Consider the following 25266-nt stretch of genomic DNA (forward strand, 5'->3'; position numbering starts at 1 on the left):
TGGAATTTTTGGCTAATGTGCTGAGAGTTGCGAAAACCGAACTAAGCACCTGGACGGCGCAATATTATAGCGAAAGAGTAGCAGGCAAACAATCGGTTTGCCTGCCGGGCTGGCGGGTTTATTTCAGGTAAATTAATAAAGCCTTAAGTATCACGCCTGACTTAGCCGTTTTAGCGTATAAATTAAATCCAGTGCCTGCCTGGGAGAAAGCTCATCGGGAGACAAATTATTCAGTGCATCCCGCAGCGGGGCAGGCATATCGGTAAAGTGCATTTCCGATTGTCCGGCTCTGGTCGTGGGAGCTCCGGAATCTGACGACGTTTTTGTTTCCTTTATGGCCGGGGCGTCTTCCTGTGGTGCCCGGTTTTCCAGTTCATGCAATTTAGCCCGGGCAGCATTGATTACCGGGCGGGGAACGCCGGCAAGCTGGGCAACCTGTAAGCCATAGCTTTTGCTGGCCGCACCGGTTTCTACAGTATGCATAAAGCGGATGGTATCGTCGTGCTCTACGGCATCTAAATGCACATTGACCACGCCTTCTTCAGAATCAGCTAATTGTGTCAGTTCAAAATAATGGGTGGCAAACAAGGTATAAGCATTAATCTCCCTTGCCAGGAAGCAGGCACATGCCCAGGCGAGAGATAAGCCATCGTATGTACTGGTGCCGCGCCCGATTTCATCCATTAATACCAGCGAGTGCTCAGTGGCATTATGCAAAATATTGGCGGTCTCGGTCATTTCCACCATGAAGGTAGAACGCCCTGACGCCAGGTCATCTGATGCACCAATACGTGTGAAAATACGATCCACACGGCCGATTTTTGCATTTTCTGCAGGTACGTAACACCCAAGGTATGCCATCAATACAATCAGAGCGGTCTGACGCATGTACGTTGATTTACCGCCCATGTTCGGACCGGTAATAACAAGCATGCGCTGTTTGGTGTCCAGTGTTACCGGGTTGGCAATAAACGGGTCCGTCATGACCTGCTCAACCACAGGATGCCGACCGGCTTCATAAATGATTTCACGGTTATCTGTGAGGGTAGGGCAATGTAAGTCGAGCGCGGTCGCCCGGTCGGCAAAACACTGAATCACATCCAGTTTAGCCAGTGCTTCAGCTGTGTTTATCAGCTTAGTAAGCTGAGGCTGGAAGGCATCGAATAATCCTTCATAAAGCTGCTTTTCCAGAGCCAGCGCCCGGCCCTGACTGGTCAGTACTTTATCTTCATGTTCTTTCAGCTCAGGCGTAATGTAACGCTCGGTGTTCTTCAACGTTTGACGGCGGATATAGTCTGCCGGGGCTGCGCCACTGTTTGCGCGGCTTAATTCGATAAAAAAGCCATGCACTTTGTTGTAGCCCACTTTCAGAGTTGAGACGCCGGTGCGCTCCCGTTCTCTGACTTCCAGAGCATCCAGGTAATCCGTGGCTCCCCTTGACAGCGCCCGCAATTCATCCAGCTCTTCATTAAAACCTTCAGCGATAACACCACCATCGCGGATCACAACCGGAGGGTTATCTACGATAGCCTCATTTAACAGGCTTTGTAATTCAGGATAGGTGCTGACAGCATTGGCCAGATCTGCACATAACGGATCCTCAAGAGAGGATAACTGGTCGAGCAGTCCGGGCAATTCGTTAAACGCATTGCGTAAACGGGAGAAATCCCTGGGACGGGCTGAACGCAGGGCCAACCGCGCCATGATACGTTCTATGTCACCAATGCGTTTTAGTGTATCGGCGATACCTTCATGGCCCTGTTCAATCAGTTTGCCGATGGCCTGCTGGCGTCGGGTGAGCTCATAATGATCGGTAATGGGGGCGTGCAAATAGCGTTGAAGTAATCTGCTGCCCATGGGGGTGGCGGTAGAATCCAGCACGCTGAACAGGGTATTTTCCTGACTGCCTGATAAATTGGCGGTTAATTCCAGGTTTCTTCGCGTGGCTGCATCTAGCTGAATACGTGTTTCCTGCTGTTCACGATGAATACTGCGAATATGGGGCAGGGCAGTACGTTGGGTATCTTTAACGTATTGCAGTACACAGCCGGCTGCGCCGGTGGCTTTATCTAAGCCGCTGATCCCGAAACCATCCAGTGATTTGGTGCCGAATTGCTGATTGAGTTGCTCTGTAGCCGTTTGCGGATCAAACTCCCATTCTGGACGGCGACGTAAACCTTTTCGTTTTTCAATAAGAGGTAAACCTTCGAATCCTTCCGGATAAAGCAGTTCCGCAGGATTAAGGCGTTGTAACTCGGCCAGCAATTGTTCGTCGCTGTCACATTCAACCACCAGAAAACGTCCGCTGCTGATATCGAGGGTGGCAACGCCGTACTGCATGCTGTGACCGCACACTGCAGCAAGCAGATTATCACGGCGCTCTTCTAATAGTGCTTCATCGGTGACTGTACCCGGGGTGACAATACGCTGAACCTGACGTTCTACTGGCCCTTTGCTGGTAGCAGGATCGCCCACCTGTTCACAAATCGCCACCGATTCGCCCATTTTTACAAGGCGCGCCAGGTAACCTTCCACTGCGTGATAAGGCACTCCCGCCATGGGAATGGGTTCACCGCCGGATTTGCCTCTGGCTGTTAATGAAATATCCAGCAGGTGTGCGGCCTTTTTGGCATCGTCATAGAAGAGTTCATAAAAGTCTCCCATCCGGTAAAACAGTAAAATATTAGGATGTTGTGCTTTTATAGCCAGATACTGGCGCATCATCGGCGTATGTGATTCCAAGAAAACCTCTTTGTTATGTTGATACTGTTTGCTAGCGAAGGCGCTTCTGTCCGGAAGACGGAACTGCATTTGAAACACGGCGTAAACCCATCCATGGGGCCTCGACTGCCGCTTCCCTGCGGCAGACGGTTTCAAATGCAGTCCTCGTATTCCGTACGCGCGCCTTCTCAGTAGGTGCTTCCGGCCGGAGCATGGAACTGCATTGGAAACAGGAAGCAATGCTTTCCCCGACAGGATTGAACTTAATCGCTCCGGCGTCTGCTAAACGTGTAAAATGGTACAACGGAATTAATTCATTGGTGAGTATTATTCGTATGAGCGCAGATTTTTCAACTGTTTCACAAGACAGTGCGTTACTTAAACAGGTGGTCGCCACCGGAGATGTGCTTCGCCGGCGAAATTGGCATGTATCTTGTGCTGAGTCCTGTACCGGTGGTGGAATTGCTTACGTATTAACTTCTGTTTCCGGTAGTTCTGACTGGTTCAATCAATCATGGGTCACTTATTCAAATGAGGCTAAGCAATCACTTATTGGGGTGAAAGCTGAAACGCTTGCGGAATTTGGTGCGGTGTCGGAACAAACTGTAGCTGAAATGGTGCAGGGAGTTGTTCAGGAGAGTGGTGCGCAGGTTGGCGTGTCGGTGAGTGGTATTGCAGGGCCTGGCGGCGGTTCGGCGGAAAAGCCGGTGGGTACAGTTTGGTTTGGCTTTATGATAGACGGTGAACTCATCACGCAGCGTCACGTATTTTCAGGTGACCGGTTAACCGTGCGGGAACAGGCCATCGCCCATGCAATTTCATATCTGTACCAACGACTGGTTGCTGAATAAAACGGGATTTGACAGACTAATTGTGAAATCTTACTTGACTGTATGCTTATACAGTATAAAATGCATTCAACATTCGAATTTCGTTTCGTGAGTTACTGAAGCGCTGACCGAATCATATTTTGCGGAAGTTAAAGAATAACAGAAGTAAAAGTGGCAGCGTAAAACGACAGGGTAACTACCGGACAGTCATTATCTTGAGGATAATATCGTGGACGACAACAAAAACAAAGCTCTTTCCGCCGCTCTTGGCCAAATTGAAAAGCAATTTGGTAAAGGTGCCATTATGCGTCTGGGTGACAATCAGGCGCATGATATCGAAGCCATTTCTACCGGTTCACTTAGTATCGACATTGCACTTGGAATAGGCGGTCTACCTTGCGGGCGTGTTGTTGAAATCTACGGTCCTGAGTCATCAGGTAAAACAACTCTGACACTGCAAGTTATCGCTGAAGCGCAAAAGAAAGGCAAAACTTGTGCATTCGTTGATGCTGAACACGCACTGGATCCTGTCTATGCAAGAAAGCTGGGCGTAAACATTGACGACCTGCTGGTCTCTCAGCCTGATACCGGTGAGCAGGCGCTGGAAATCTGTGACATGCTTGTTCGTTCCGGTGCAGTCGACGTAGTAATTGTTGACTCGGTAGCTGCGTTAACACCGAAAGCAGAGATTGAAGGTGAGATGGGTGATTCTCACGTGGGTCTTCAGGCACGTCTGATGTCTCAGGCACTGCGTAAGCTTACCGCTAACATCAAGAAATCGAATACGCTGTGTATCTTCATCAACCAGATCCGTATGAAGATTGGTGTTATGTTCGGTAACCCTGAAACCACAACAGGTGGTAACGCGTTGAAATTCTATGCCTCTGTGCGTCTGGATATCCGTCGTATCGGTGCGGTTAAAGAAGGTGATGAGGTTGTTGGTAACGAAACCCGTGTGAAAGTGGTGAAGAACAAAGTTGCACCACCGTTTAAGCAGGCGGAATTCATGATTCGTTACGGCGAGGGTATCAGTAAGGAAGCTGAACTTATTGACCTTGGTGTGAAGCAGAAGCTGGTTGATAAAGCCGGTGCCTGGTATAGCTACAACGGTGACCGTATTGGTCAGGGTAAAGCGAACGTAATGGCGTTCCTGAAAGATAACCCTGATATTGCGAATGACATCGAAACTAAGCTGCGCGCAGAGTTACTGGCTCAAAAAACAGTGAAGCCTGAAGAAGCCGAAGGCGAAACAGAAGAGAAATTGTAAGATTTATGTCCGGCAGCCTGTGAAAGGCTGCGCATGAAACGACAAATCAATAGACAGTAAATTAAATCAGAAGCCAGCTGAAAAGCTGGCTTCTTTTTTTGTGTGAAAAACCGGTTTTAAAAAAATCAATACCCGGAAAGGCGAGCCGTCCTGTAAGAAGGCCTCTGTAGACCATTTAGCTCCTTTTATTAGTGTTATCTAATGAAAAGAACAATAAAATCAGTAGGTAATGAACTGTACAAAAGACGAGGAATGCACTTTTTTATCGTTCAATTTACTGTAGAAGTGAAGATGACTGCCGTTAAAAACATAAATTTATAAAAAAGATTTCACCAGCTCCCGAATATGGAAGGTGAAACACAAACACGGGAACGCGTTATGAAATCACTCTCACTTCAGAAAAAATTTGTGCTCATTGTTGGCGGTGCTATCGCATTGTTACTGATTGTAGCAACGATTTTCCTGCTCAATATTGTCAGCGATAAAACCAGGCAGACCGTTGAGCGGGATCTCCATTTTCTCGTTACCAGTGAAGCGGAATCTGTAAAAGGTTTCTTTGCTACCTACGGAGGTGTCGCTTCTACATTTCTGAACAATCCTTTCTTCACTGACTTTTTTACTCAACACTCGCAGCGTGGCGGTACGTTAAGTGGTGAGGCTGCTGACGATATTTTTGCGTCATTCAGCGCCATCAGCAGTAATGACAAGCACATTAAGTCTGCTTTTTTCGGTACCGCCGGTACCGGAGAGTATTTTTATGAGCAGGGCCGTGTGGGTGAAGAAGATAATTACTTTGCAAATCAGCGCCCGTGGTTTTTGACCGCTGTAGAAAAAGGGGGCATCTATGTCACACCTCCGGCGACAGATTCACAGGATGGAAGCGTTTCGACGGTGGTTCAGGGGCCTGTGTACCGGGATGGTAAGCTTCTGGGAGTGGGTGGCGTGGATATTCTCATCACCACAGTCGCAGATATGCTGTCAGAGATCCAATATGAGAAAGCCGGCGCTGCGTTTCTTGTCGATGACGAACAAAATATTGTGTACTTCCCGGGGAGCAGGGAAGCCCTGCCACTATCATCTCCACTGGCGTCCATTGATAAAAGCCTGAAAGGTGCTGATGGCTTTGCAGCTTTAAGCGTAGATATTGCCCGCCATCCGGAAGGTATGACGCCAGTTTCATACAACAATGAAAATTATTTTGTTGTTTATAAACATGTCACTCTAGCTTCGCCGCAAATGAACTGGACATTGGGATTACTGGTTCCGAAGGCCGTGGTTGAAGCGCCGGTACAAGAGGCGCTACATACTTCACTAATTGTTGCTGTGGTTGTACTGGTTATCGCCGGAGCAGTTACCTGGTTTGCTGGTGCAGTGATCACCCGTCCGATTTTACAGCTCAAAGACGCTATGGCTGATATTGCTTCAGGAGATGGTGACTTAACCCGTCGTCTTGAAATTAAGTCGGGCGATGAAGTCGGGCAATTGGCTGAACAATTCAATGTATTTACCGGTAAAATTCATACATTACTACAGGATATTGTTCAGCATACCAGAGCTGTCGCTGAGGCCGCAGACCACTTGCGTGATGTGTCCGGCGCCAGCAGCCGCGAAATCAATCAGGAAAGAACTGAAGTAGACAGTGTGTCGACGGCAGTAACGGAAATGGCGCATACCGTACAGGAAATTTCAGCTAATGCTGCCGAATCCAGCAGAGCCGCAACCGTAGCAGAGCAGCAGGCGACAGACGGCATGTCGCAGGCACAAAACATGTTAACTGAGATCCATGCTCTTGCAGACGCAATCAGTCAGGGCGTTCAGACAGTTAGTGGTTTGAGCCAGGAGTCAGATAATATCGGCGCGGTCGTTGATGTGATCAACAGCATAGCGGAGCAAACAAATTTACTGGCATTGAATGCGGCTATTGAGGCTGCCCGTGCCGGTGAACAGGGAAGAGGTTTTGCGGTCGTTGCTGATGAGGTACGCTCGCTGGCTTCGCGGACTCAGGACTCCACTGATGATATCCGCAAGATGGTAGAAAAGCTCCAGAAGATGGCATCAGAAACCGACACGGCGATGAAGGCTGGTAAAGAGCGCTCATTAAAAGGCGTAGAGAAAACCGAACTGGTGGTGTCTTCCTTGCGGGATATCAGCCACTCGATCAGTACTGTTCAATCGCAGAGTACACAAATTGCCAGAGCGACTGAGCAACAAACCGTGGTGGCAACTGAAATAGATGAGGCGCTGGTTAAAATCATTAATCTGAGTGAAAAGACCAGCGAACATTCAGAGGAGCTGGCTGCCGAGGCTACTCAGCTCAGCGGTGTATCTACCGAGCTGAGAGATTTGGCGGGACAGTTTAAGTTGTAACTTTGCGGTCAGGCCGTATCGGGTAAACAGGCCGGCAGGTTTCTGTGCCGGCTTATACCCGCTGGGGAAGTTGCCCGCTGTTCTCCCAGCCTTCCGGCATTTTGCCCTGAAGCACATAGGACCAGGCAATCAATTCTGCAATTACATAATACAGAGATTCCGGGATTTCCTGCCCGAGATCTAATGTTGCCAGCAAGTCAGAAAGGTAGGGATCTTCGTGAATAAGAATGCCAGCATCTTCAGCGGCCCGAATGATTTCACCGGCCAGTTCACCGTACCCTTTTGACACGACTTTAGGTTTTGCTCCGGCTTCGCCACTGTTGTATCTCAAGCCAATCGCTTTACGTGTTTTGTCACTCATACCAGTGTCTCGAACAGTTGATAGGGCGTATCTTTGAGTGACGGCGGTATTTTTCCCCGTTGACAACTGTGCTGTTCAACCTCAAGACCCAGGCCTTTTAAACGCTTTAACAGCCATGGCATGGTGTCCATAACCTTTATCAACAGTGCATCTGTTGATGTGTATACATTGATATGAATAACGTCCTTATCAATTTTAGTTTTTGCCAGCAGCTCTCCATACTCGCCTGCACTGAGTTTCATGGTCAGATGCCATATTCTCTGTGCGGACGATTTTGCCTGCTCTTCCCGCGCGTCCCGTTCTTCGACACGAAGAAACAGTTCGGGAGGTGGCTGCTCATCACCGGCTACAGGCAACACATAATACAAGGTGTCCTGACCCTGCAACCGGGCTTCTGCACTCTGGAGTTTTTGTTGCTGATGATTAGCGAGCAGTGACTTAACATGATCGAGCAAATGGGTTCTGCTGTCGATTTGCGCCATATCGCCGGCAGTTTTTGATGGCGGACTACCCCCGCCGGCAGAAGCACCACTTCTGACTATTACCGATTCAGCTTTATCCAGCGCTTTTGCAAGGTCGGGTTGATTTCGAACTGCACGGCCTGCAAAACTGATTTGTAATAGTGTGATAAGGGCATTCACAAAACCGGATTGTGATGGCGGATTAAGAATATTCGTTGGTGTTGTGACCAGAGCAGGCGTTTGTAACAGCTGTTTAATCGACTGCGCCGTATCCTGAGACGGAATGCCAGTCTCTGTTTGAACGGTAACGGCATGTTGAATATTGTCAGTTCCCGCGGCAGTTTTTATAACAGGAAGCGAAGCGGCTATCTGAGCGGATAAAGCATTCATTAAATCCTTTGTGCCGGCAGCCGTTCCCGGAGGCGCTTTGGTAAGGATAGAAACCAGTTTAGTCAGTGCTTCTGATGTAGAGCCGGTTTCTGCGAGAAGTTGCCGTGAAAGCTGACGGATATTTTCACTGACACGGCTAAGTTGTTCGGGCGGCAGGTTCAGCGGCCCTGCAGAAAGGACATCTTTTATATTATTAGATGTCGCGCCTGATATTTGCTGACCGGCTACCGGAGCCGCCAGATCCGGTGGCGGTTGGATATGCAATACCGGCAACCCTTTCCGGCTTGCAATGTCTGCCAGTTTAAGCGGGACCGGCGGAAGAGCCTGCAGAGTATTGCTTGCAGATGTCGCTAAAGCAGGTGGCAAATTGACCATAGCAAGGGGGCGTGTTTGGGTGCCCGTTGCTGATAGTTGCGTTCCGCGCATGCTGACATTCAGGGTTTGTAATGTTTCTCTTCCCGTACTGCCTGATGGTCCATCAGGTAAATGCAATGCACGCTGCAGTGCGCCCTGCAATTTCCCCTCAATGCTGAGCCCTTCACTGACCAGCGCTTTTGCCAGAGCCAGTTTTACTACCGGCGCCGATGCCGGTACATTCACACTTTGAGCAGGCTGGGCAGAGCCTTCCCCTTGTGGCGTTAAGGTAATTTGCCATCCTGACTGCCTGTTGTCAGTTGAAGGCGTTATTTTTAACGAAAATTTATCGCCGGCCTCAGTGGCACCGTGTTGGGTTGCCGGTAAATCCAGTTTAATCACTGGTGCGCCGGGTAACTGTAACCTGAGTGTTAGTTGTTTGGGGGACGCCTGCTCAACCATGGCACCCAGAGATAAGGCCGGATTATTTTTGACAAGGCTGAGTTGCTGCGACTGTGCCAGCCCTTCTGCCAGTGCTGTAACCAGTCTTTGTGTGTCAGCCTGTGTCAGCACTGCACTGTGTTTCACAGGCAGAAGTTCAAATAACGTTATCTGACTGACTGATGTTCTGGCCAGGGAAACCTGCGGCTGAGATGTGCTGAGACCGGGATCTTTTACGACAAGTCCCTCCTGAGGGAGGGCGTTCCCGGTTAACTGAATAAGCGGACCGGGTAAACGGGTTATGGCTACTGCAGGCAGCTGTTGCAAGGTGTCTGAACGCAATGCTCCTGCGTCGGCATTAACCGGTGCGGCAGTGGCATTCGCCGAAAACAGTTGAGCAATCTGCAAGTTCATGTCAGATTTATCGGCAACTAATTGAAAAATTCAAGCATTTTGTGCATTTCACTGTTGTCAATGGTCCTTCAGTTTGAACTAAGTCATAAAAAAGTTTAATACGCCAATGGGCGTGATGTGTTCCGTTTTGCCTATGCTAGAATGCCAGACCGGAATATACAAAGATATGTTAAAGAGGATAGCGGTTTGTCGGGACTGGTTGCCAGCAAACTAACGTGCATTAAACGGGACAGAGTACTGTTCGAAGATCTGTCTTTTCAGCTCCTGCCAGGGCAGCTGATTTATTTGCGTGGGCCTAACGGTGCCGGGAAAACCAGTTTGTTGCGTATCCTCAGTGGATTAAGTCAGCCTCAAAGCGGCTCCCTTCTCTGGCAGGGGAAACCATTGGGCGAAGACTGGTTCACCAGCCTCATCTATATAGGACACAAAGCCGGCATAAACGGCACCTTGTCGCCTTTCGAAAACCTTCAATTCTGGTGTGCGCAGCATAAAGTCAGCTTTAACGAAGACAATCTTTATGACGTGCTGGCTCTGGTGGGGCTGGTGGGTATGGAAGATGTACCCTGCCGCACACTGTCTGCAGGGCAACTTCGCCGTGCCGCTTTGGCAAGATTATGGTTGAAGCAGGCAGACGTGTGGATCCTCGATGAGCCTTTTACTGCACTGGATACCCGTGGCGTTGCCCAACTGGAAGATAAAATGTGTGAACATGTAAGCACTGGCGGTGCTGTGTTGACTACCTCACACCAGACACTGAGCCATCGCGCGGGCGGGTATCAGACATTTGATTTGGAGTACCGGTTTTGAGCGGCCTGTATCAGGGGGTTTTTAAACGGGACCTGGCACTGGCATTTCGTCAGAAGGCCGAGCTGGTACAGCCGCTTATGTTCTTATTAATGGTAGTGACATTGTTTCCGCTGGGAATAGGACCCGGCCCTGAAACCCTGCAACGGATAGGACCGGGCGTTATCTGGATAGCCGCAATATTGTCCTCATTGCTCGGGATGGAGCGGTTATTCCGGGACGATTTCGCAGATGGTTCACTGGAACAGTTACAATTATCCGGACAGCCCTACTATGCCGTCGCCGCCCTAAAGGTACTTTGCCACTGGTTGGTGACTTTCATTCCGCTTTTGCTGTTGTCACCTCTGCTTGCGCTGTTTCTCAATCTCACTGTTGACATGTACATAGCGCTGGTACTCACCCTGGTGTTAGGAACACCGCTTTTGTCACTGGTGGGTGCAATCGGCATGGGATTAACAGTAGGGCTTCAGCGTGGTGGCGTACTCCTGGCGCTGCTTTTGATCCCGGTTTTCATTCCATTATTGATATTTGCTACCTCGGCAGTGGATGCAGCTGCGCTACAATTACCCTACAGGGCGCAAATTGCTATTATTGGCGCGATGTTGTTGCTGGCAATGGCATTAGCTCCGGCTGCCATTGCCTACTCTTTAAAAGTGAGTCAGAACTGATGTGGAAGTGGTTACATCCCTACGCAAAGCCTGAGCGGGCTTACCAGCTTTGTAATACGCTGCTCCCCTGGTTTTCAGTGGCTGCAGTAATCAGCTTGTTGTGCGGTACAGTATGGGGGCTTTTATTTGCGCCTCAGGATTATCAGCAAGGTGACTCCTTCAGGATTATCTACATCCATGTGCCATCTGCCATGTTGTCAATGAGTACCTATGTCGCCATGGCCGTAGCTGCGCTGGTGGGAATGGTCTGGCAATGGCGGACCGCGTACATGGCCATGATTGCCATGGCGCCTGTGGGTGCTGCAATGACATTCATTGCTTTGCTTACCGGTGCGGCATGGGGGAAACCTATGTGGGGCGCATGGTGGGTGTGGGATGCCCGGCTCACGTCAGAACTTATTCTGCTGTTTTTGTATTTTGGCGTCATTGCCTTGTATACCGCGTTTGAAGATAAGCAGCAGGCGGGTAAAGCGGCGGGTGTTATGGCGCTGGTGGGTGTTGTGAACATCCCGGTGATCCACTATTCAGTAGAATGGTGGAATACATTGCATCAGGGTTCCACCATCACCAAATTCGACAAGCCGTCTATTGCACCGGAAATGTTGTGGCCACTGCTGATTAATCTTGCAGGCTTCGCGCTGTTTATCGCCGCTGTTACGACCATGCGTATGAAAACTGAAATTCTGCGGCGGGAAATGCACCGGCCCTGGGTGCGGGATATCACCGGTTTGCGGGAGACATCTGATGCAATTTAACAGTTGGGCAGAATTTTGGGCTATGGGCGGTTACGGCTTTTATGTCTGGCTGTCCTTTGGCATTGCCGCGCTGGTGATGACCGGCATTATTTGTCAAAGCTGGCTGGCGCATAAGCAACTCATCCGCCACATTGCTGCTGAGCAAAAACGTAAAGGGCGCATCCGTAAGGCTGCGCAAGCCGCTCAGGCCTCTTCCCCTAATTCTGACAGGAGCGTTTAGTATGAATCCGCGCAGAAAACAAAGGTTATTAGTTGTTACTCTGGTTGGCGCGCTGGTTACCGGTGCTGTGGGCCTGATGCTGTTCGCACTGACCGACAGTATCGATTTGTTCTACACCCCATCACAAATCATCGATGGCCGTGAAGGTGTGAAGCCACAGGTTGGCCAGCGATTAAAAATAGGCGGTATGGTTGTGCCCGGCACTGTCAACCGTGACAAAGAAAGTCTCGCGGTGTCCTTCGACCTTGTCGATACCGGGCCCGCGGTGACGGTACGTTTCAAAGGCATTCTGCCGGACCTTTTCCGTGAAGGGCAGGGGATTGTGGCTACCGGTACACTGGTGGCAGACCGTGTCATTGAAGCGCAGGAAGTGCTGGCAAAACACGACGAAGATTATATGCCGCCGGAACTGGCTGAACAGATGAAAGGCATTAAACACGTGAAGCCGGCCAATACCGGAGCCGGACAATGATCCCTGAGTTGGGTAATATTTCACTGACACTGGCACTGGTATGCGCCATTTTACTGGCTGTGTATCCGCTGTGGGGCGCACAGACAAAGCATACTTTTTTGATGGGCACCGCCAAGCCGCTGGCCTCAGGCATGTTCCTGTTTACATTGCTGGCGTTTGTTGCGCTGGTGTGGGCCTTCGTCACCGATGATTTCAGTGTTGCTTACGTAGCGCAACATTCTAACAGCAGACTGCCGGACTATTATAAAGTGACAGCCGTGTGGGGCGGACATGAAGGTTCGTTCCTGCTGTGGGTACTGATGTTATCTGTCTGGACCATGGCTGTAGCAATATTTAGCAAAGGCATTCCGGATGAAATGGTATCCCGTGTTTTGTCGGTGTTGGGCGCTGTGGGGATCGGTTTCTACCTGTTTATGCTGCTCACTTCAAACCCTTTTGACAGCATGTTGCCTTTCTTTCCCGTGGACGGGCGGGACTTAAATCCTCTTTTGCAGGATTTCGGCATGATTATTCATCCCCCCATGCTGTATATGGGATACGTGGGTTTCTCTGTTTCCTTTGCCTTTGCCATTTCCGCACTGATTTCCGGTCAGTTGGATTCAACCTGGGCACGTTGGTCACGCCCCTGGGTGATTGCTGCATGGTCGTTCCTCACCGTGGGGATCGCGCTGGGAAGCTGGTGGGCCTATTATGAGCTCGGCTGGGGCGGATGGTGGTTCTGGGATCCTGTTGAGAATGCTTCCTTCATGCCATGGCTGGTTGGTACGGCGCTGATGCATTCTCTGGCTGTGACAGAAAAGCGTAAGGTGTTTAAATCCTGGACTGTTCTGTTAGCCATCGCAGCATTTTCATTAAGCCTGCTAGGCACTTTCCTGGTGCGCTCCGGCGTCATTGTATCTGTACACTCCTTTGCCAGTGACCCGTCAAGAGGACTTTTTATACTCGGTATTCTGGTAGTGCTGTCCGGAACCGGTTTATTGCTATATGCGCTGAGAGCATCACAGCTGAAATCACCAGGCCGTTATGGCCTGTTTTCCCGTGAAGTCCTGCTGATGGGGAACAATGTATTTTTGTGTGCAGCAACACTGGTGGTGCTTCTGGGCACGCTGCTGCCTCTGGTTCATAAAGAGCTTGGCCTGGGTTCTATATCCATCGGTGCACCGTTCTTTAATCAGATGTTTACAGTGCTGATAGTACCTTTCGTGTTCTTTCTTGGCCTCGGGCCGCTGACAAGGTGGAAGCATCAGGCGTCGGGGGCATTGCAAAAACAAATTTCCGTTGCCGCCGGGCTGAGTATCAGTGCCGGGTTACTGATTAATTTTACCTACGATTCTCCTACCTATATGGCTGCACTCGGCCTGGTACTGGCTGCGTGGATCCTGGTGACCTCGGTGCTGGAAGTTATGCAGCGCACTGATGCAATGCCGCAGGACAGCTTGTGGCGGAAATTACGTAAGCTCACACCCAGCCACTGGGGCATGGTTCTTGGTCACCTTGGCTTTGCTGTCACAATTATTGGTATCACCCTTGTGTCAAATTATGCGCTGGAGCGTGATATCCGTATGGCGCCCGGAGAAACCGCAGAACTCGGCGGTTACACGTTTACATTCAGTGAAGTGAAACCGTTTCAGGGGCCTAATTATACCGCTGATATCGGCGTTTTTGATGTGTATGTTAATGGTGAAAAACTGGTCCACCTGGAACCGGAAAAACGCATATATACAGTGCAGAGAATGCCGATGACGGAAGCGGGCATTCACTCCACCGTCTTCCGTGACCTTTTCATTGCTATGGGCGAGCCTCTTGATGACGGTGCCTGGGCGGTGAGGGTGTACATTAAACCCTTTGTCACATGGATCTGGGCCGGAGCAGTTATTATGGCGCTGGGTGGGATTTGCTCTGTATCAGACCGCCGCTACCGGATGGCGAGGCTGGCAAAAGTGAAAAAAGCCTTTCGTGCTTCAACATCTGCTATGGCAGGAGAGCAGGGATGAAAAAAACAGGTTTATTTGTTATTCCGCTGGTGATTTTTCTGGCACTGGTGGTGTTTCTTTTTCAGGGATTGTTTTCCGATCCCAGAGCACTGGACTCACAAGTGCAGGATAAGGTGGTGCCGGACTTTTCGTTGCCCGATCTGATGCAGCCTGATGTTGTTTATACTCCCGACGTTTTTAAGGGGAAGGTCACGATTCTGAACGTGTGGGGCGTATGGTGTGTTACCTGTGCCGTTGAAATGCCTTATCTCACGGAACTACGTAATGAGCAGGAGGTCAACTTTGTCGGTTTGTATTTTGATCAGGATCTGGATCCTGACTTTGGCACGAAAACGCTGAGCCGTGTGCAGCAGGAAGTCACATCAATGCTAAGCCGCTACGGCAACCCGTATCAGTATAATATCTTTGATGTTTACCGTGACACCTCGCTGGATTTAGGTGTGACCGGCGCTCCGGAGCACTTCCTGATAGACAGCCGCGGTATTGTCAGAATGCATCACATCGGTGATATCAATCCCAGAGTCTGGGAAACCAAAGTCGGGCCCTTGTACCGTAAGCTCCTGACTGAGAAGGAAGCGCAGCAAGCCGGAGGAGCCCGATGAATACCATACGGATAGCTTTGCTTTTACTGGTTTCTTTACTGTCTGTGACCGCGATAGCGGTAGAAGATAACTATGCTTTTGACGATCCGGCCCGGCGGGCACTTTTTCTAAAGCTGACCGGAGAGCTTCGTTGTCCCATGTGTCAGAACCAGAATATTGCCGATTCTGACGCCATGATCGCCCATGATATGCGCCGGAAAGTGTATTCACTGATGCAGCAGGGCAAGTCGGAAGATGAAATCATCGGCTACATGAAAAAACGCTACGGTGACTTTGTTTACTACAAGCCGCCGGTGAACATTGCCACATTCTGGTTATGGGCTCTACCCGTGCTGTTTATTGCAGTGGTGCTATTCTTCGTCACCCGTAAGTCAGGGCAGAGTATGCCGGTGGACACGGAAGAGAAATTAAAGCGCGCAGAAGCTATGTTAAAGCAGGATAAAGAATGAGCTGGACTGAATTCGGGCTGATTACCTCAGGACTGATCACACTGGTTCTGTTGCTCGTTGCCTTCCCCTGGTTACGTCGTCGTGAAGTACGTCAGCGGGATGTCTTGTCGAATATTGAAATTGTCCGTCAGCGGCTGACTGAACTGGAAAGAGAGGTCTCTGAAGGTCTCATTTCCGAAGCTGACAGGCAAAAAGCCAGTGATGAACTGAAGCTGGCTATGGTGGATGAGGCCGGTTCTGAAGCGACGGTGAAGAAACAGTCTGCATTTCTGCCTTTGCTGACTGGTGCAGTGCTGGCCATAGCAACTGGCACCATTGTTTACGGGTCGGTTAACCACCTGCATCAGGTCAGACAGGCTGAGGCAGCGATTGAGTCATTACCGGAATTGAGTGACAAGCTGGCATCCGGTGATGCCGGTAACTTCACCGCGCAGGATATTGCCAGCCTGACCTATGCTATCCGTCAGCGGCTACGCAGCGAACCCGAAGATGCTACCGGATGGATGTTTCTGGGCCGGTTGTGGATGTCTGTGGGAGAAGATGAACAGGCCTTACAATCCATTCAGCGAGCTTTGTCACTCAAACCCGGTGACATAACTATCAGGATTACCTATGCACAGGCATTGATGGTGTCAGAAGACCCCGGAAAGCTGGCCGCTGCCCGGCGGGTTTTGCAGAGTCTGACAGAAGAAAACCCTGAGAATGACAACTTATCTTTGATGATGGCTGTGGTATCGGCAAGGCTGGGTGATCTGGCCGGCACCGAACGGTACTTTGCGCTAATCCGCGATAAACTGCCGCCGCAACATGAAACCCGTCTAGCGCTGGAAGAACGTATTGCAGCTCTTCAGAAACAGCAACAATCTGTGCCTGTTGCAGCAGAGCAAATGGCTGCTAAAACAGGGTTTGATATTACGGTAACCATTGCAGATGAAATAAAAGATAAACTCCCTGACAATGGTTATCTGATTGTTTATGCGCAGGATGCACAGAGTGAAAACCGCATGCCGGCGGCTGTAGTTAAAATGCAGTTACAAAATTTTCCTGTATCTTTGTCGCTAAGTACGGATAATGCCATGGTGCCAACGTTCACTTTGGCATCTCTGCAGCAGGTTAAGCTTACCGCAAGAATATCGACCGGTGATGATGTTATGCCCGCTGCCGGAGACCTCAGTGGAGTACTTACGGTACCGGTGTCACCGGGCGAAGTGCTCCCGCTCCCGATACAAATCAACAAGGAATTGCAGTGATCAATACGTCTAAATCACTCTTCGCCTGCATTTTGCTGGGCATAACGTTAATGTCAGGTTGCGCCAGTCAGCGTGCGGTGGATGAGCAGGCACAGGCCACCAATGAGTTACCGGAAGGTGACCCCAGAGACCCGCTGGAGCCACTGAACCGTGTGGCCTGGAATTTCAACTGGGAAGTACTTGATCAATACATATTGCGCCCGGTAACAATTGGTTATGTGACGGTCATGCCGCAATTTGCCCGGACCGGGCTTGTGAATGCTACCAATAACCTGGATGAGCCCGGCAATATGTTTAATAACTTTTTCCAGGGAAAAATTGATGAAGGGCTGGATAGCCTGGCCAGATTTATCATCAACTCTACCGTCGGATTGTTCGGTGCGTTTGATGTGGCCGACGCGATGGGTATCAAACGTCAGCGTGAGAATTTCGGAGAAGTGCTCGGTTACTGGGGCGTGGAAACAGGTCCTTACCTTATGTTTCCTGCACTGGGGCCAAGCGATCCGCGCTCACTGGCCGGTGATGTAGCGGATAACGTGTATTATCCGATGACTGTGCTTACCGGTAGTATGAATGTGGCCAGATTCGCTGTCTCTATTCTGGAAGGTCGTGCAGGGCTGATCGATCAGGAGCCGCAGCTTGAGCAGGCGATTGATGACTATGCCTTCATTAAAAACGCCTATTTCCAGAATCTTGAATTTCGTGTAACTGACGGAAAAAGTGGTGAAAAGGTGATTAAGCAGGAAGAGTTGGACGATTTCGAAGAATTCGAATCTATGCTTGATGATCTTGATTTGCCTGAAGAACAGAATTAACCGCCATTCAGATTGCTGAAGTAATAAATGTATGCGGAGAAAGTTTCTCCGCACTCCGGTTACTTATTCCGGCACACATTTCAATGTGCCGGTTCATAATCAGTCCTGGTAACCTTTCGGGTTATTTGACTGCCAGTGCCACACATCTTTACACATGTCCTGCAGGTTTTTTTCAGCATGCCAGTTAAGCTCTTTTGCCGCCAGTGTAGGGTCGGCATAACAGGCTGCAACATCACCGCTGCGTCTGGGAGCTATCCGGTAGTTAACAGTTTGCCCTGATGCTTCTTCGAATGCTTTAATCATCTCCAGCACGGAATAGCCCTGTCCGGTTCCCAGATTGTACACATCCAGTCCCATATTTAGCGCCAGACGGTCAAGTGCTTTCAGGTGCCCATTGGCAAGGTCTTCAACGTGAATGTAGTCTCTTACGCCTGTACCATCTTCTGTATCGTAGTCATCACCGAATACGCTCAGTTGTTCCAGTTTACCTGTAGCTACCTGAGAGATGTATGGCATCAGGTTGTTCGGAATACCATTAGGATCCTCACCAATCAGGCCTGACTTATGTGCACCCACCGGATTGAAGTAACGCAACAATACGATATTCCATTGTTCATCTGACTTGTACAAATCTGTCAGCATGTGTTCCACCATGAGTTTTGACATGCCGTAAGGGTTAGTCGGATGACCTGTTGCCATTTTCTCATGCAATGGTAACGATACAGGATCGCCGTAAACGGTGGCTGAAGAGGAGAAAACCAGATTCATGACATTGTGCTTACGCATTGCCTTACACAGGCTCAGCGTGCCGTACATGTTGTTTTCATAGTATTCCAAAGGCTTCTGTACAGATTCACCAACCGCCTTCAGACCCGCAAAGTGGATCACTGCATTGACCTGATGCTGGCTGAAAATGGTATTCAGTACATTGTCATCGCGGATGTCACCCTGTACGAATGTCACTTGTTTGCCAGTGATTTTTTCAACACGACGAAGGGATTCGGCACTGGAATTAACCAGGTTATCGAGTACGACAACATGATACTCCTGTTCCAGCAGCTGAAGCACAGTGTGGCTGCCGATATATCCTGCACCGCCTGTTACCAGGATGGTTTTCATTGTCTCTCCTTAGATAATATTTGTGGCACATACTTGGCGCACAGTGAATATTGAATAGGTTTCACGACTAACGGATACAACAAAAATACCAGCAATGCCCACAGCAATGAGTGCCAGTTCGTCGTTGTCCGTATAATCAATGCAAACACCGGTACGATAACCAGTAGTTTTAAAATATTGAGCAGAGTTTTTTCGGGGACAGTGAGACATTTTGCGGCACTGTCCATCACAGTCATACGCTGAGCAAGGGGAAGAGCGGACAGGCCCGGAATTTGTCTGGTAGAAAAATAAATTGCCATTACTGCTTGATGATCCTGAAAAGAAAAAACCGCTGAACCAGGAATAACGTTACAGCGGTTTATAATAGATTAATCGGTAGCGGGATCAACCCGCCTTTGGTGGAAGATGTTTAATCTTCCTGTGGCAGCTTCTCCCAGCTACGGGTTTTCAGCGAGAATACCAGAACCAGTACACCGATGACGCCGGCAAACATGGCGATATTGCTGAACAGTGCCGACACATTATCTGACTCTGTACCAAACGCACCGGCCATTACACCAGCAATCACACTACCGATAGAGTAAGTCAGTACGAACAGACCCATCAGCTGTCCTGAGAAGCGACGGGGGGATAATTTACTTACCGCACTTAATGCTACCGGGCTTAAACACAGTTCACCCACAGTGTGCAGGAAGTAGGTAGCAACTAACCAGTAAGGCGCCACTTTCTGATCGCCCGCTGCATACATGGCTGCAAAAAACATTACGATGAAACCGCTGCCCATGATAAGGGTACCCAGGGCACATTTGATACCGTAGGAAGGATCCATCATTCGTTTACCTAACTGAATCCACAGGGCGGCAAAGAAAGGTGACAGTACAATAATGAACAACGAATTGAGTGACTGGAACCAGGCGAAAGGAATTTCAAAGTCGCCCCACATGCGGTCAGTATCTTCGTTAGCAAACACGTTCAGTGAAGAACCTGCCTGTTCGAATCCGGCAAAGAAGCAGGAAGAGGCTACGCAGATTAAGAACAATGCAAGCATCCGCTTCTTTTCATTTTCACTTAAATCGCCGAAGAAATAGATGAAACCAAAATACAGCAGGAAAATAGCAGTAAACAGATAGGCTACCGATTCTGCGACTTCTGCAACATCAATGACCAGATAACCCATGCTCATGGCATAAGTGACGATGGACAGTGTGACGAGGAATAAAATAATGCCGGTCCAGCTTTTCTTCACACCGGCTGGTGTCATGTTCACTGTAGGACTCGCTGATTCTGAAGGCAGCTTATGCTGAGTCATTCTGTATTGAATAAGACCAATACCCATGCCCACAGCAGCGGCACCGAATGCCCAGTGATAACCCTGATTAACGGCTAACCAGCCACACACCAGGTTACCGATAATTGACCCGATATTGATACCCATGTAGTACAGGGTGTAACCACTGTCGCGGCGGGCATCATGTTCAGAATAAAGCTGACCGACCATTGCACTGATGTTGGGTTTCAACAAACCTGTGCCAAGCACAACCAGGATTAAGCCGATAAAGAAGGTAGAGGTGGTGGGGATGGCCAGCACGATATGGCCGCACATAATAATAATACCGCCGTACCACACTGCATTCTGGCCACCGAACAGACGGTCTGCCAGCCAGCCGCCGGAAAGGCCCATGAAATAAACAGCACCGGTATACAAGCCATAAATGGCATAGGCGGTTTCTTTGTCGAACCCTAAACCTTCCTGCTGGATGGTGAGAGTCATGAAAATAACAAGCAGGGCGCGCATACCGTAGTAACTCATGCGCTCCCACATTTCAGTGAAGAACAGTGTCTGCAGGCCCCCCGGATGGCCAAAGAAACTGGAATCGTTAGATGTTTTTATTGTCACAATGTCGTTCCGTTTTGTAATGATTGTTATTGGTTTTGTAATTCATTGCCTGAGATAACGGCGGTTCTGTTTCCTTGCGGACTCAGTCAGGTGAATTAATGCCTGACTCCACTATACACAAGAGAATTACAGGGTAAAACGCTTAGTCTTTAAAAGGACTAACCTATAAGGCAGGTGTAGCCCTTTTAGCTGTTTACAACTCTTTGATAGTTGCAATGATAATACGTGCTGTGCCATACAGGATGAGTAAAATGACACCAAAAAGCACCAGGTTATAGACTATTTTAGGATAAGCATTGTCATCCGGCAGGGTGGGTGACTCGATGGTGACCAAATATTGTAACTTCTGATAGGCCTCGACCCTGGCATTTTCCAGTGACACCAGCGAGGACGAAAAAGCCTGAATAGCCAGTTGCAGCTGGATTTGCAGGTCAGAGTACTTTGCCATCTGTTCTGTTACAGACAGCGATTCACCGGTTACCTGGTTGCTGAAGCCTTCCTTTTGAATATTAATTTGTTGTTGCAGGGCTCCAATCTGACGTTTGATGTTTTGTACCTCAGGGGCACTGGGTGACATCATCGTCTCCATGGTATTCAGCTCTGCCTTCTTTTGCGCCAGCGTGGCCTGCAAAGAGAACGCAATTTGCTGGGAAGCGGCACCTTCTGCGGTAGGGTCAAGCACATTATACTTAGACTGGAAAGCGAGGATGTCACGCTTTGCAGTTTGCAGTTTATCTTCTACAACCTGATGTTCGCCCTTAGCGAATTCCATTTTAGATTTGGCCAGATTGTTATTAATGTCGTTCAGAAATTGCTCTGCCTTGTGCACAATAGTACTGTTAACCTGTTGAGCAAATTCCGGCGCGTAAGCTTTTACATTTAAAGTAATAACAGAAGACGTTGAATCTACTTCCACAGAAATTTTTTGCAGGTAGTACTCATAAAATTGAGTCTGGCTGTGGTCTTCCGGTAAACGACTGAATATGTCCGCATGGTCTGCTCCGTAATGACTGCTCAGAGATAAAGCCTGTTCGAGGTAGCGCATCATGCCCTGAGATTTGATGTAACTCTCGATAATTTGACTGTCGTTGGTCGTGGCAACGCCGCTAATTGATGCACCCAGTAAACTGGTGGGGTCAAAGGAACTGCCGCCGTCCGTAGATTTAATAATAAGTTTACTGGTGCTCTCAAATTGTGGCGCTGCCCATACGATCAGATAAAACGCATATAAGAGCCAGGGGGCAAGTATGAAAACCAACTTGTTCTTTTTAAGTTTATTGAGGGTTGCTTTCGCTTTCATAGTTTTAAAATCATTTAACCTAAATTTATTCTGCCATGTAGGCACTGATGCCTTCCTCTAAATCACCGAAATAATTGAGTATACCTTGTTCAATAAGAATGGCTGAGGTACAAAACTCCCTAATTTGGTCAAGTTCGTGACTGACCATAATCATACCTGCAGTCTGGTTTTTCTCTTTCAGTGCACTCCTGGCTTTGCGTCGAAAGGTGGGGTCGCCCACAGAAGTTGCCTCATCAATGAGATAAATGTCGAAATCAATATTGATACAGCAGGCAAAAACCAGCTTAGCCCGCATACCGGAGGAGTACGTTTTAACTGGCAAATCAAACCGTCCGCCAATTTCAGCAAACTCCTGTACTTGTTGTTCGTACTGACTTAACGATTTGACCTGATTGATTCGGCCAATAAACCTGGTATTTTCTCTGCCTGTCATTTGAGGATGAATGCCAGTTGCCAGTGCGACTGGCCATGACATGGATTTATTGGTGAGGATTCTGCCTTTATCCGGGTATTCGCTTTTGGCCAGCATCCGAAACAGCGTGGATTTACCCGCTCCATTTTTACCTAATATGGCAACACTGTGGTCGGTGGGAAATTCAAAGTTTAAATTCTTGAATATGTATTGTGGCCCCAACTTACTCGGATAGCTTTTTGTCAGATTTTCTATTTTTATCATCGGGACAGTGCCTTCTTCCATGACGTATGATAGAGCGCAAGTCCCAGAAAGAGGCTGATAGTTGTTACTTCAATAGCAAATTGCAAAGACACACCGGCATCACCATATGTTTTGTAACAGGCATATCTGGCCAACTCAATAAAGTGTACAAGAGGGTTCCAGGTTAGCCAGGGCCAGACATCTGGCGGCAAATCCTGCAGGCTGAAAAAAGTACAGGAGATGAAGAATATGGGCCGGTTTAACATATTTTTGAGTTTTTTCATTTCAGGTATATATGCGATCAGTACGCCAAATACCAAGCTAACAGAAAAGCATAGAACCCATAATAATGCGAACAGGGCGATTAAGAGCAGAGGATCATTAACTTCAAAGTCAATATCCAGTAAGTACACCGCACACACTACCAGACAAATAACACCAACTTTTATCACAAATTCCATAAACGCAGAGGTGATAAGTGCAGCCATTGGCTGCACTTGTCTGAAAGCATAAAGTGGCTTTGCTCTGCCGATTGACTCTGGCAGCACAGAAGTAGAAGTCATAAAAGTCTGTACACCCATCAGGCCTATCATCATGAAGACGAAAAGAGGCACTGAGTGAACATCATCACCACTAATAAAGCTACGCAGATAAGACATTGCAAAAATAAACACAAAAGGCTCTATAAAAGCCCAGCCGAGTCCAAGTTTATCATTGAACTTACTTTGCAGTTCCCGCAGAAACAGAGCGAAGATCACTCTTCGCCATGCCTGAATCTGAGACTTGAATGTCATTTCCATCAGTTAGTAGCTACGTTAGCCGCAACAGCAATCTGATAAATGATCTGTGTAATATCCTTGATGGTTTGCAAGGACTTAACATCGATAGACGGCAGTACTACAACCTGATCACCTGACCGGATCGATAGCTTGCCTTCACCTTCAGACCAAAGGCTACCGTGGATACTGTCAAACTCCACGATACCGTTTTGTCTGATAATAAGAATTCGTGCGTCGTCAGCACGCTGAGTAAATCCACCGGCCCAGGCGATGTAGTCTGCAGTAGTTGCATCTTTATTGAATACAATAGCCTGAGGCATCATTACTTCACCGCCAACATGAACAAGATCGGTTGCTTCAGGGATGACAATTGTATCGTTGGGTTCCAATAGCACGTTGGCCACTTCTCCGTTTTCAGCAACTATTACTTTGCCTTGCGGCTCAACTTGTCTTGCCCGCTCAATAAAATCGCTGACAAGCTGTGCTTCCTGAACACGGATGGAGCCTTCACCTGTAGAACTGATTGGGGCGGTATAGATGCTTCGCTCGAGACGTTGCAAAGATTGCTCGATGAGTTCCCGTTGACTATCAGCGACACTCTCGCGGCGAAGATAAACATCTGATGCACTGGCCAGGGATGGATCTACATGAATATAATCCAGGACATCCTGCAAACGGGTACCACGATCAACCATGATTTTTGAGGGGCCGGTATGGCCACCTTCAATATTAATCTGGTAAACATTTGCAACATGGTCATTGATGAAATTGATTTCATCGCCGGACTGTAAGACCACATTGTTGAATTCTTCTAAAGAAACGTACTGAGCAAACTGCTGGTCACTTCGAAGACCGGCAACCGAGACATGACTGGTGAAGTCCCGGGGTCTGGCGTAATCGAGTAAGGTTTCACCCATTAACTCATCTTTTTTGAATTCGAAGGTATAGCTGTTATTTGCACCATCGGCAACGGTGACTCTGTCACCTACCGGGTGAACAACGATAGTGTCTCCGTCTTTGAACGAAACACCGGGGAGTGTGCCCTGACGAATAAACTCGTAAAGGTCTGCCGTAGCAATCACTTTCCCTTCACGGCGGATGTCGATTTTACGGAAACTTCCGCGGTTGAAATCGATACCTCCGGCACGCTTGAGGTAATAAAGTACACTGTCTGATGCCAGACCAGCATACTGACCGGGTCGAATCACAGGGCCGGTGAGATAAACCGCTACCGGTGTAGACGTCAGTAAATTTACATAGGTGTTTACGTCGTTGGTATAAATTCTTTTTATACTGTTCGTAACCAGTGCATTTACAGATCCTGCAAGAGTATCTGCAACACGAACGGGACCAATGTTAGGAATAAAAATGTTTCCCTGGTTATCAACGGTAACTACATCTGAAAAGTTGACTGCACCCCACATCCAGATAGAAATCTTATCACCGGGAGCAATCAGATAGTTTTCGTTAACGCCTGAACTGCGCTCAGATTCAAATCCACCTATGAACAAGTTCGCTGCGAATGGAGGAGATACAAGCGGCTCGCTATACGGAAATACATCTTCTACTGTTGGTTCACCCGGTAATGACACACCTGATCGCGGCACCTTTGTATACTGGCCGGTGGTCATTGACATGTCGTTGCGGGCGCCGGGCAGAGTTCGGGATGTTTGTACATTCATGGGGGATACAGCTTGAGTTTGAGTGCTCACTGAACCTGCTGCACCGGCGTTGCCTGAATTTTGCTGTTGGGCCTGTTCACGTAATTGCTGAAGATCGGCCAGCGATTGCGCAGTTGCAATAGAGGAAAAACAGGCACAAGCCAATACCACCTTACTCAAGGTGGAAAGTGTACGGAATACTGACATAGATTTTGCCATG

At 48.7% G+C, this 25266-nt stretch carries 23 protein-coding genes; 13 read left to right on the forward strand and 10 right to left on the reverse strand.

Going from position 1 to position 25266, the window contains the following annotated elements:
- Positions 1-150: 150 nt before the first annotated feature.
- Positions 151-2724, reverse strand: coding sequence for a DNA mismatch repair protein MutS (gene mutS / locus ACXAG2_RS07580; RefSeq protein WP_474866205.1), 2574 nt, complete (start codon positions 2722-2724; stop codon positions 151-153).
- A 332-nt stretch (positions 2725-3056) separates the two neighbouring features.
- Here mutS and ACXAG2_RS07585 point away from each other — a divergent pair, with 332 nt between their 5' ends.
- The 3 genes from ACXAG2_RS07585 (at position 3057) to ACXAG2_RS07595 (ending at position 7185) form a co-directional block, all read left to right on the forward strand.
- A complete protein-coding gene (locus ACXAG2_RS07585) occupies positions 3057-3572 on the forward strand; it encodes a CinA family protein (RefSeq protein WP_474866207.1) in 516 nt (171 codons plus the stop codon).
- A gap of 208 nt (positions 3573-3780) precedes the next feature.
- Positions 3781-4818 (forward strand): recombinase RecA, encoded by a 1038-nt coding sequence (recA, locus tag ACXAG2_RS07590; RefSeq protein ID WP_119500446.1) that lies wholly within the window; start codon positions 3781-3783, stop codon positions 4816-4818.
- 378 nt (positions 4819-5196) lie between these two features.
- The gene (locus tag ACXAG2_RS07595; protein ID WP_474865691.1) at positions 5197-7185 is read left to right on the forward strand and encodes a methyl-accepting chemotaxis protein; all 1989 of its coding nucleotides are present in this window, start codon (positions 5197-5199) and stop codon (positions 7183-7185) included.
- 52 nt (positions 7186-7237) lie between these two features.
- Here the strand turns inward: ACXAG2_RS07595 and ACXAG2_RS07600 are convergent, their stop codons facing one another.
- Both ACXAG2_RS07600 and ACXAG2_RS07605 read right to left on the reverse strand, forming a co-directional pair.
- Positions 7238-7546 (reverse strand): EscU/YscU/HrcU family type III secretion system export apparatus switch protein, encoded by a 309-nt coding sequence (locus tag ACXAG2_RS07600; protein WP_474844574.1) that lies wholly within the window; start codon positions 7544-7546, stop codon positions 7238-7240.
- Positions 7543-9606: a hypothetical protein gene (locus tag ACXAG2_RS07605; protein ID WP_474865694.1), complete on the reverse strand. Its 2064-nt coding sequence runs from the start codon at positions 9604-9606 to the stop codon at positions 7543-7545. Before ACXAG2_RS07605 ends, ACXAG2_RS07600 begins: the two co-directional genes overlap by 4 nt.
- Positions 9607-9747: 141 nt before the next feature.
- Between ACXAG2_RS07605 and ccmA the strand changes: the two genes are divergently transcribed.
- The 10 genes from ccmA to ACXAG2_RS07655 are packed head-to-tail and all read left to right on the forward strand — an operon-like array spanning position 9748 to position 17635.
- Positions 9748-10413 carry a cytochrome c biogenesis heme-transporting ATPase CcmA gene (gene ccmA / locus ACXAG2_RS07610; RefSeq protein ID WP_474866211.1) on the forward strand — a complete coding sequence of 222 codons (666 nt, stop codon included), beginning with the start codon at positions 9748-9750 and terminating at the stop codon, positions 10411-10413.
- Positions 10410-11078: a heme exporter protein CcmB gene (gene ccmB, locus ACXAG2_RS07615; protein WP_474850957.1), complete on the forward strand. Its 669-nt coding sequence runs from the start codon at positions 10410-10412 to the stop codon at positions 11076-11078. The genes ccmA and ccmB overlap by 4 nt, the downstream gene beginning before the upstream one ends.
- Positions 11078-11833, forward strand: coding sequence for a heme ABC transporter permease (locus ACXAG2_RS07620; protein ID WP_474850959.1), 756 nt, complete (start codon positions 11078-11080; stop codon positions 11831-11833). The genes ccmB and ACXAG2_RS07620 overlap by 1 nt, the downstream gene beginning before the upstream one ends.
- Entirely contained in the window at positions 11823-12053 is a 231-nt protein-coding gene (ccmD, locus tag ACXAG2_RS07625) for a heme exporter protein CcmD (protein WP_474865695.1), read from the forward strand. The genes ACXAG2_RS07620 and ccmD overlap by 11 nt, the downstream gene beginning before the upstream one ends.
- A 1-nt stretch (position 12054) precedes the next feature.
- Positions 12055-12525 carry a cytochrome c maturation protein CcmE gene (gene ccmE, locus ACXAG2_RS07630; RefSeq protein ID WP_474865698.1) on the forward strand — a complete coding sequence of 157 codons (471 nt, stop codon included), beginning with the start codon at positions 12055-12057 and terminating at the stop codon, positions 12523-12525.
- Positions 12522-14519 carry a heme lyase CcmF/NrfE family subunit gene (locus ACXAG2_RS07635; RefSeq protein ID WP_474865701.1) on the forward strand — a complete coding sequence of 666 codons (1998 nt, stop codon included), beginning with the start codon at positions 12522-12524 and terminating at the stop codon, positions 14517-14519. The genes ccmE and ACXAG2_RS07635 overlap by 4 nt, the downstream gene beginning before the upstream one ends.
- Positions 14516-15121: a redoxin family protein gene (locus ACXAG2_RS07640; RefSeq protein WP_474865704.1), complete on the forward strand. Its 606-nt coding sequence runs from the start codon at positions 14516-14518 to the stop codon at positions 15119-15121. The genes ACXAG2_RS07635 and ACXAG2_RS07640 overlap by 4 nt, the downstream gene beginning before the upstream one ends.
- Positions 15118-15570 (forward strand): cytochrome c-type biogenesis protein, encoded by a 453-nt coding sequence (locus ACXAG2_RS07645; RefSeq protein ID WP_474865706.1) that lies wholly within the window; start codon positions 15118-15120, stop codon positions 15568-15570. Before ACXAG2_RS07640 ends, ACXAG2_RS07645 begins: the two co-directional genes overlap by 4 nt.
- A complete protein-coding gene (gene ccmI, locus ACXAG2_RS07650; protein ID WP_474865708.1) occupies positions 15567-16820 on the forward strand; it encodes a c-type cytochrome biogenesis protein CcmI in 1254 nt (417 codons plus the stop codon). The genes ACXAG2_RS07645 and ccmI overlap by 4 nt, the downstream gene beginning before the upstream one ends.
- Positions 16817-17635 (forward strand): MlaA family lipoprotein, encoded by an 819-nt coding sequence (locus ACXAG2_RS07655; RefSeq protein ID WP_474850973.1) that lies wholly within the window; start codon positions 16817-16819, stop codon positions 17633-17635. The genes ccmI and ACXAG2_RS07655 overlap by 4 nt, the downstream gene beginning before the upstream one ends.
- A 99-nt stretch (positions 17636-17734) precedes the next feature.
- On the opposite strand, the gene galE is transcribed toward ACXAG2_RS07655, so the two are convergent.
- The 7 genes from galE to ACXAG2_RS07690 all read right to left on the reverse strand — a co-directional run bounded on the left by galE (position 17735) and on the right by ACXAG2_RS07690 (position 25253).
- Entirely contained in the window at positions 17735-18754 is a 1020-nt protein-coding gene (gene galE / locus ACXAG2_RS07660; protein WP_474865710.1) for a UDP-glucose 4-epimerase GalE, read from the reverse strand.
- The gene (locus ACXAG2_RS07665) at positions 18751-19053 is read right to left on the reverse strand and encodes a DUF6170 family protein (RefSeq protein ID WP_303574457.1); all 303 of its coding nucleotides are present in this window, start codon (positions 19051-19053) and stop codon (positions 18751-18753) included. The genes galE and ACXAG2_RS07665 overlap by 4 nt, the downstream gene beginning before the upstream one ends.
- Positions 19054-19163: 110 nt before the next feature.
- Positions 19164-20645, reverse strand: coding sequence for a peptide MFS transporter (locus tag ACXAG2_RS07670; RefSeq protein WP_474866214.1), 1482 nt, complete (start codon positions 20643-20645; stop codon positions 19164-19166).
- A 199-nt stretch (positions 20646-20844) separates the two neighbouring features.
- Positions 20845-21951, reverse strand: a complete 1107-nt coding sequence (locus ACXAG2_RS07675) for a KpsE/RkpR family capsule polysaccharide export protein (RefSeq protein ID WP_474865712.1) — start codon at positions 21949-21951, stop codon at positions 20845-20847.
- 25 nt (positions 21952-21976) lie between these two features.
- Positions 21977-22627 (reverse strand): ABC transporter ATP-binding protein, encoded by a 651-nt coding sequence (locus tag ACXAG2_RS07680; protein WP_474865715.1) that lies wholly within the window; start codon positions 22625-22627, stop codon positions 21977-21979.
- Positions 22624-23406: an ABC transporter permease gene (locus tag ACXAG2_RS07685; protein WP_474865717.1), complete on the reverse strand. Its 783-nt coding sequence runs from the start codon at positions 23404-23406 to the stop codon at positions 22624-22626. Before ACXAG2_RS07685 ends, ACXAG2_RS07680 begins: the two co-directional genes overlap by 4 nt.
- Positions 23406-25253, reverse strand: coding sequence for a polysaccharide biosynthesis/export family protein (locus ACXAG2_RS07690; protein ID WP_474865719.1), 1848 nt, complete (start codon positions 25251-25253; stop codon positions 23406-23408). Before ACXAG2_RS07690 ends, ACXAG2_RS07685 begins: the two co-directional genes overlap by 1 nt.
- Positions 25254-25266: the final 13 nt, after the last annotated feature.

This window comes from Alteromonas sp. ABH4_456, assembly GCF_056160645.1.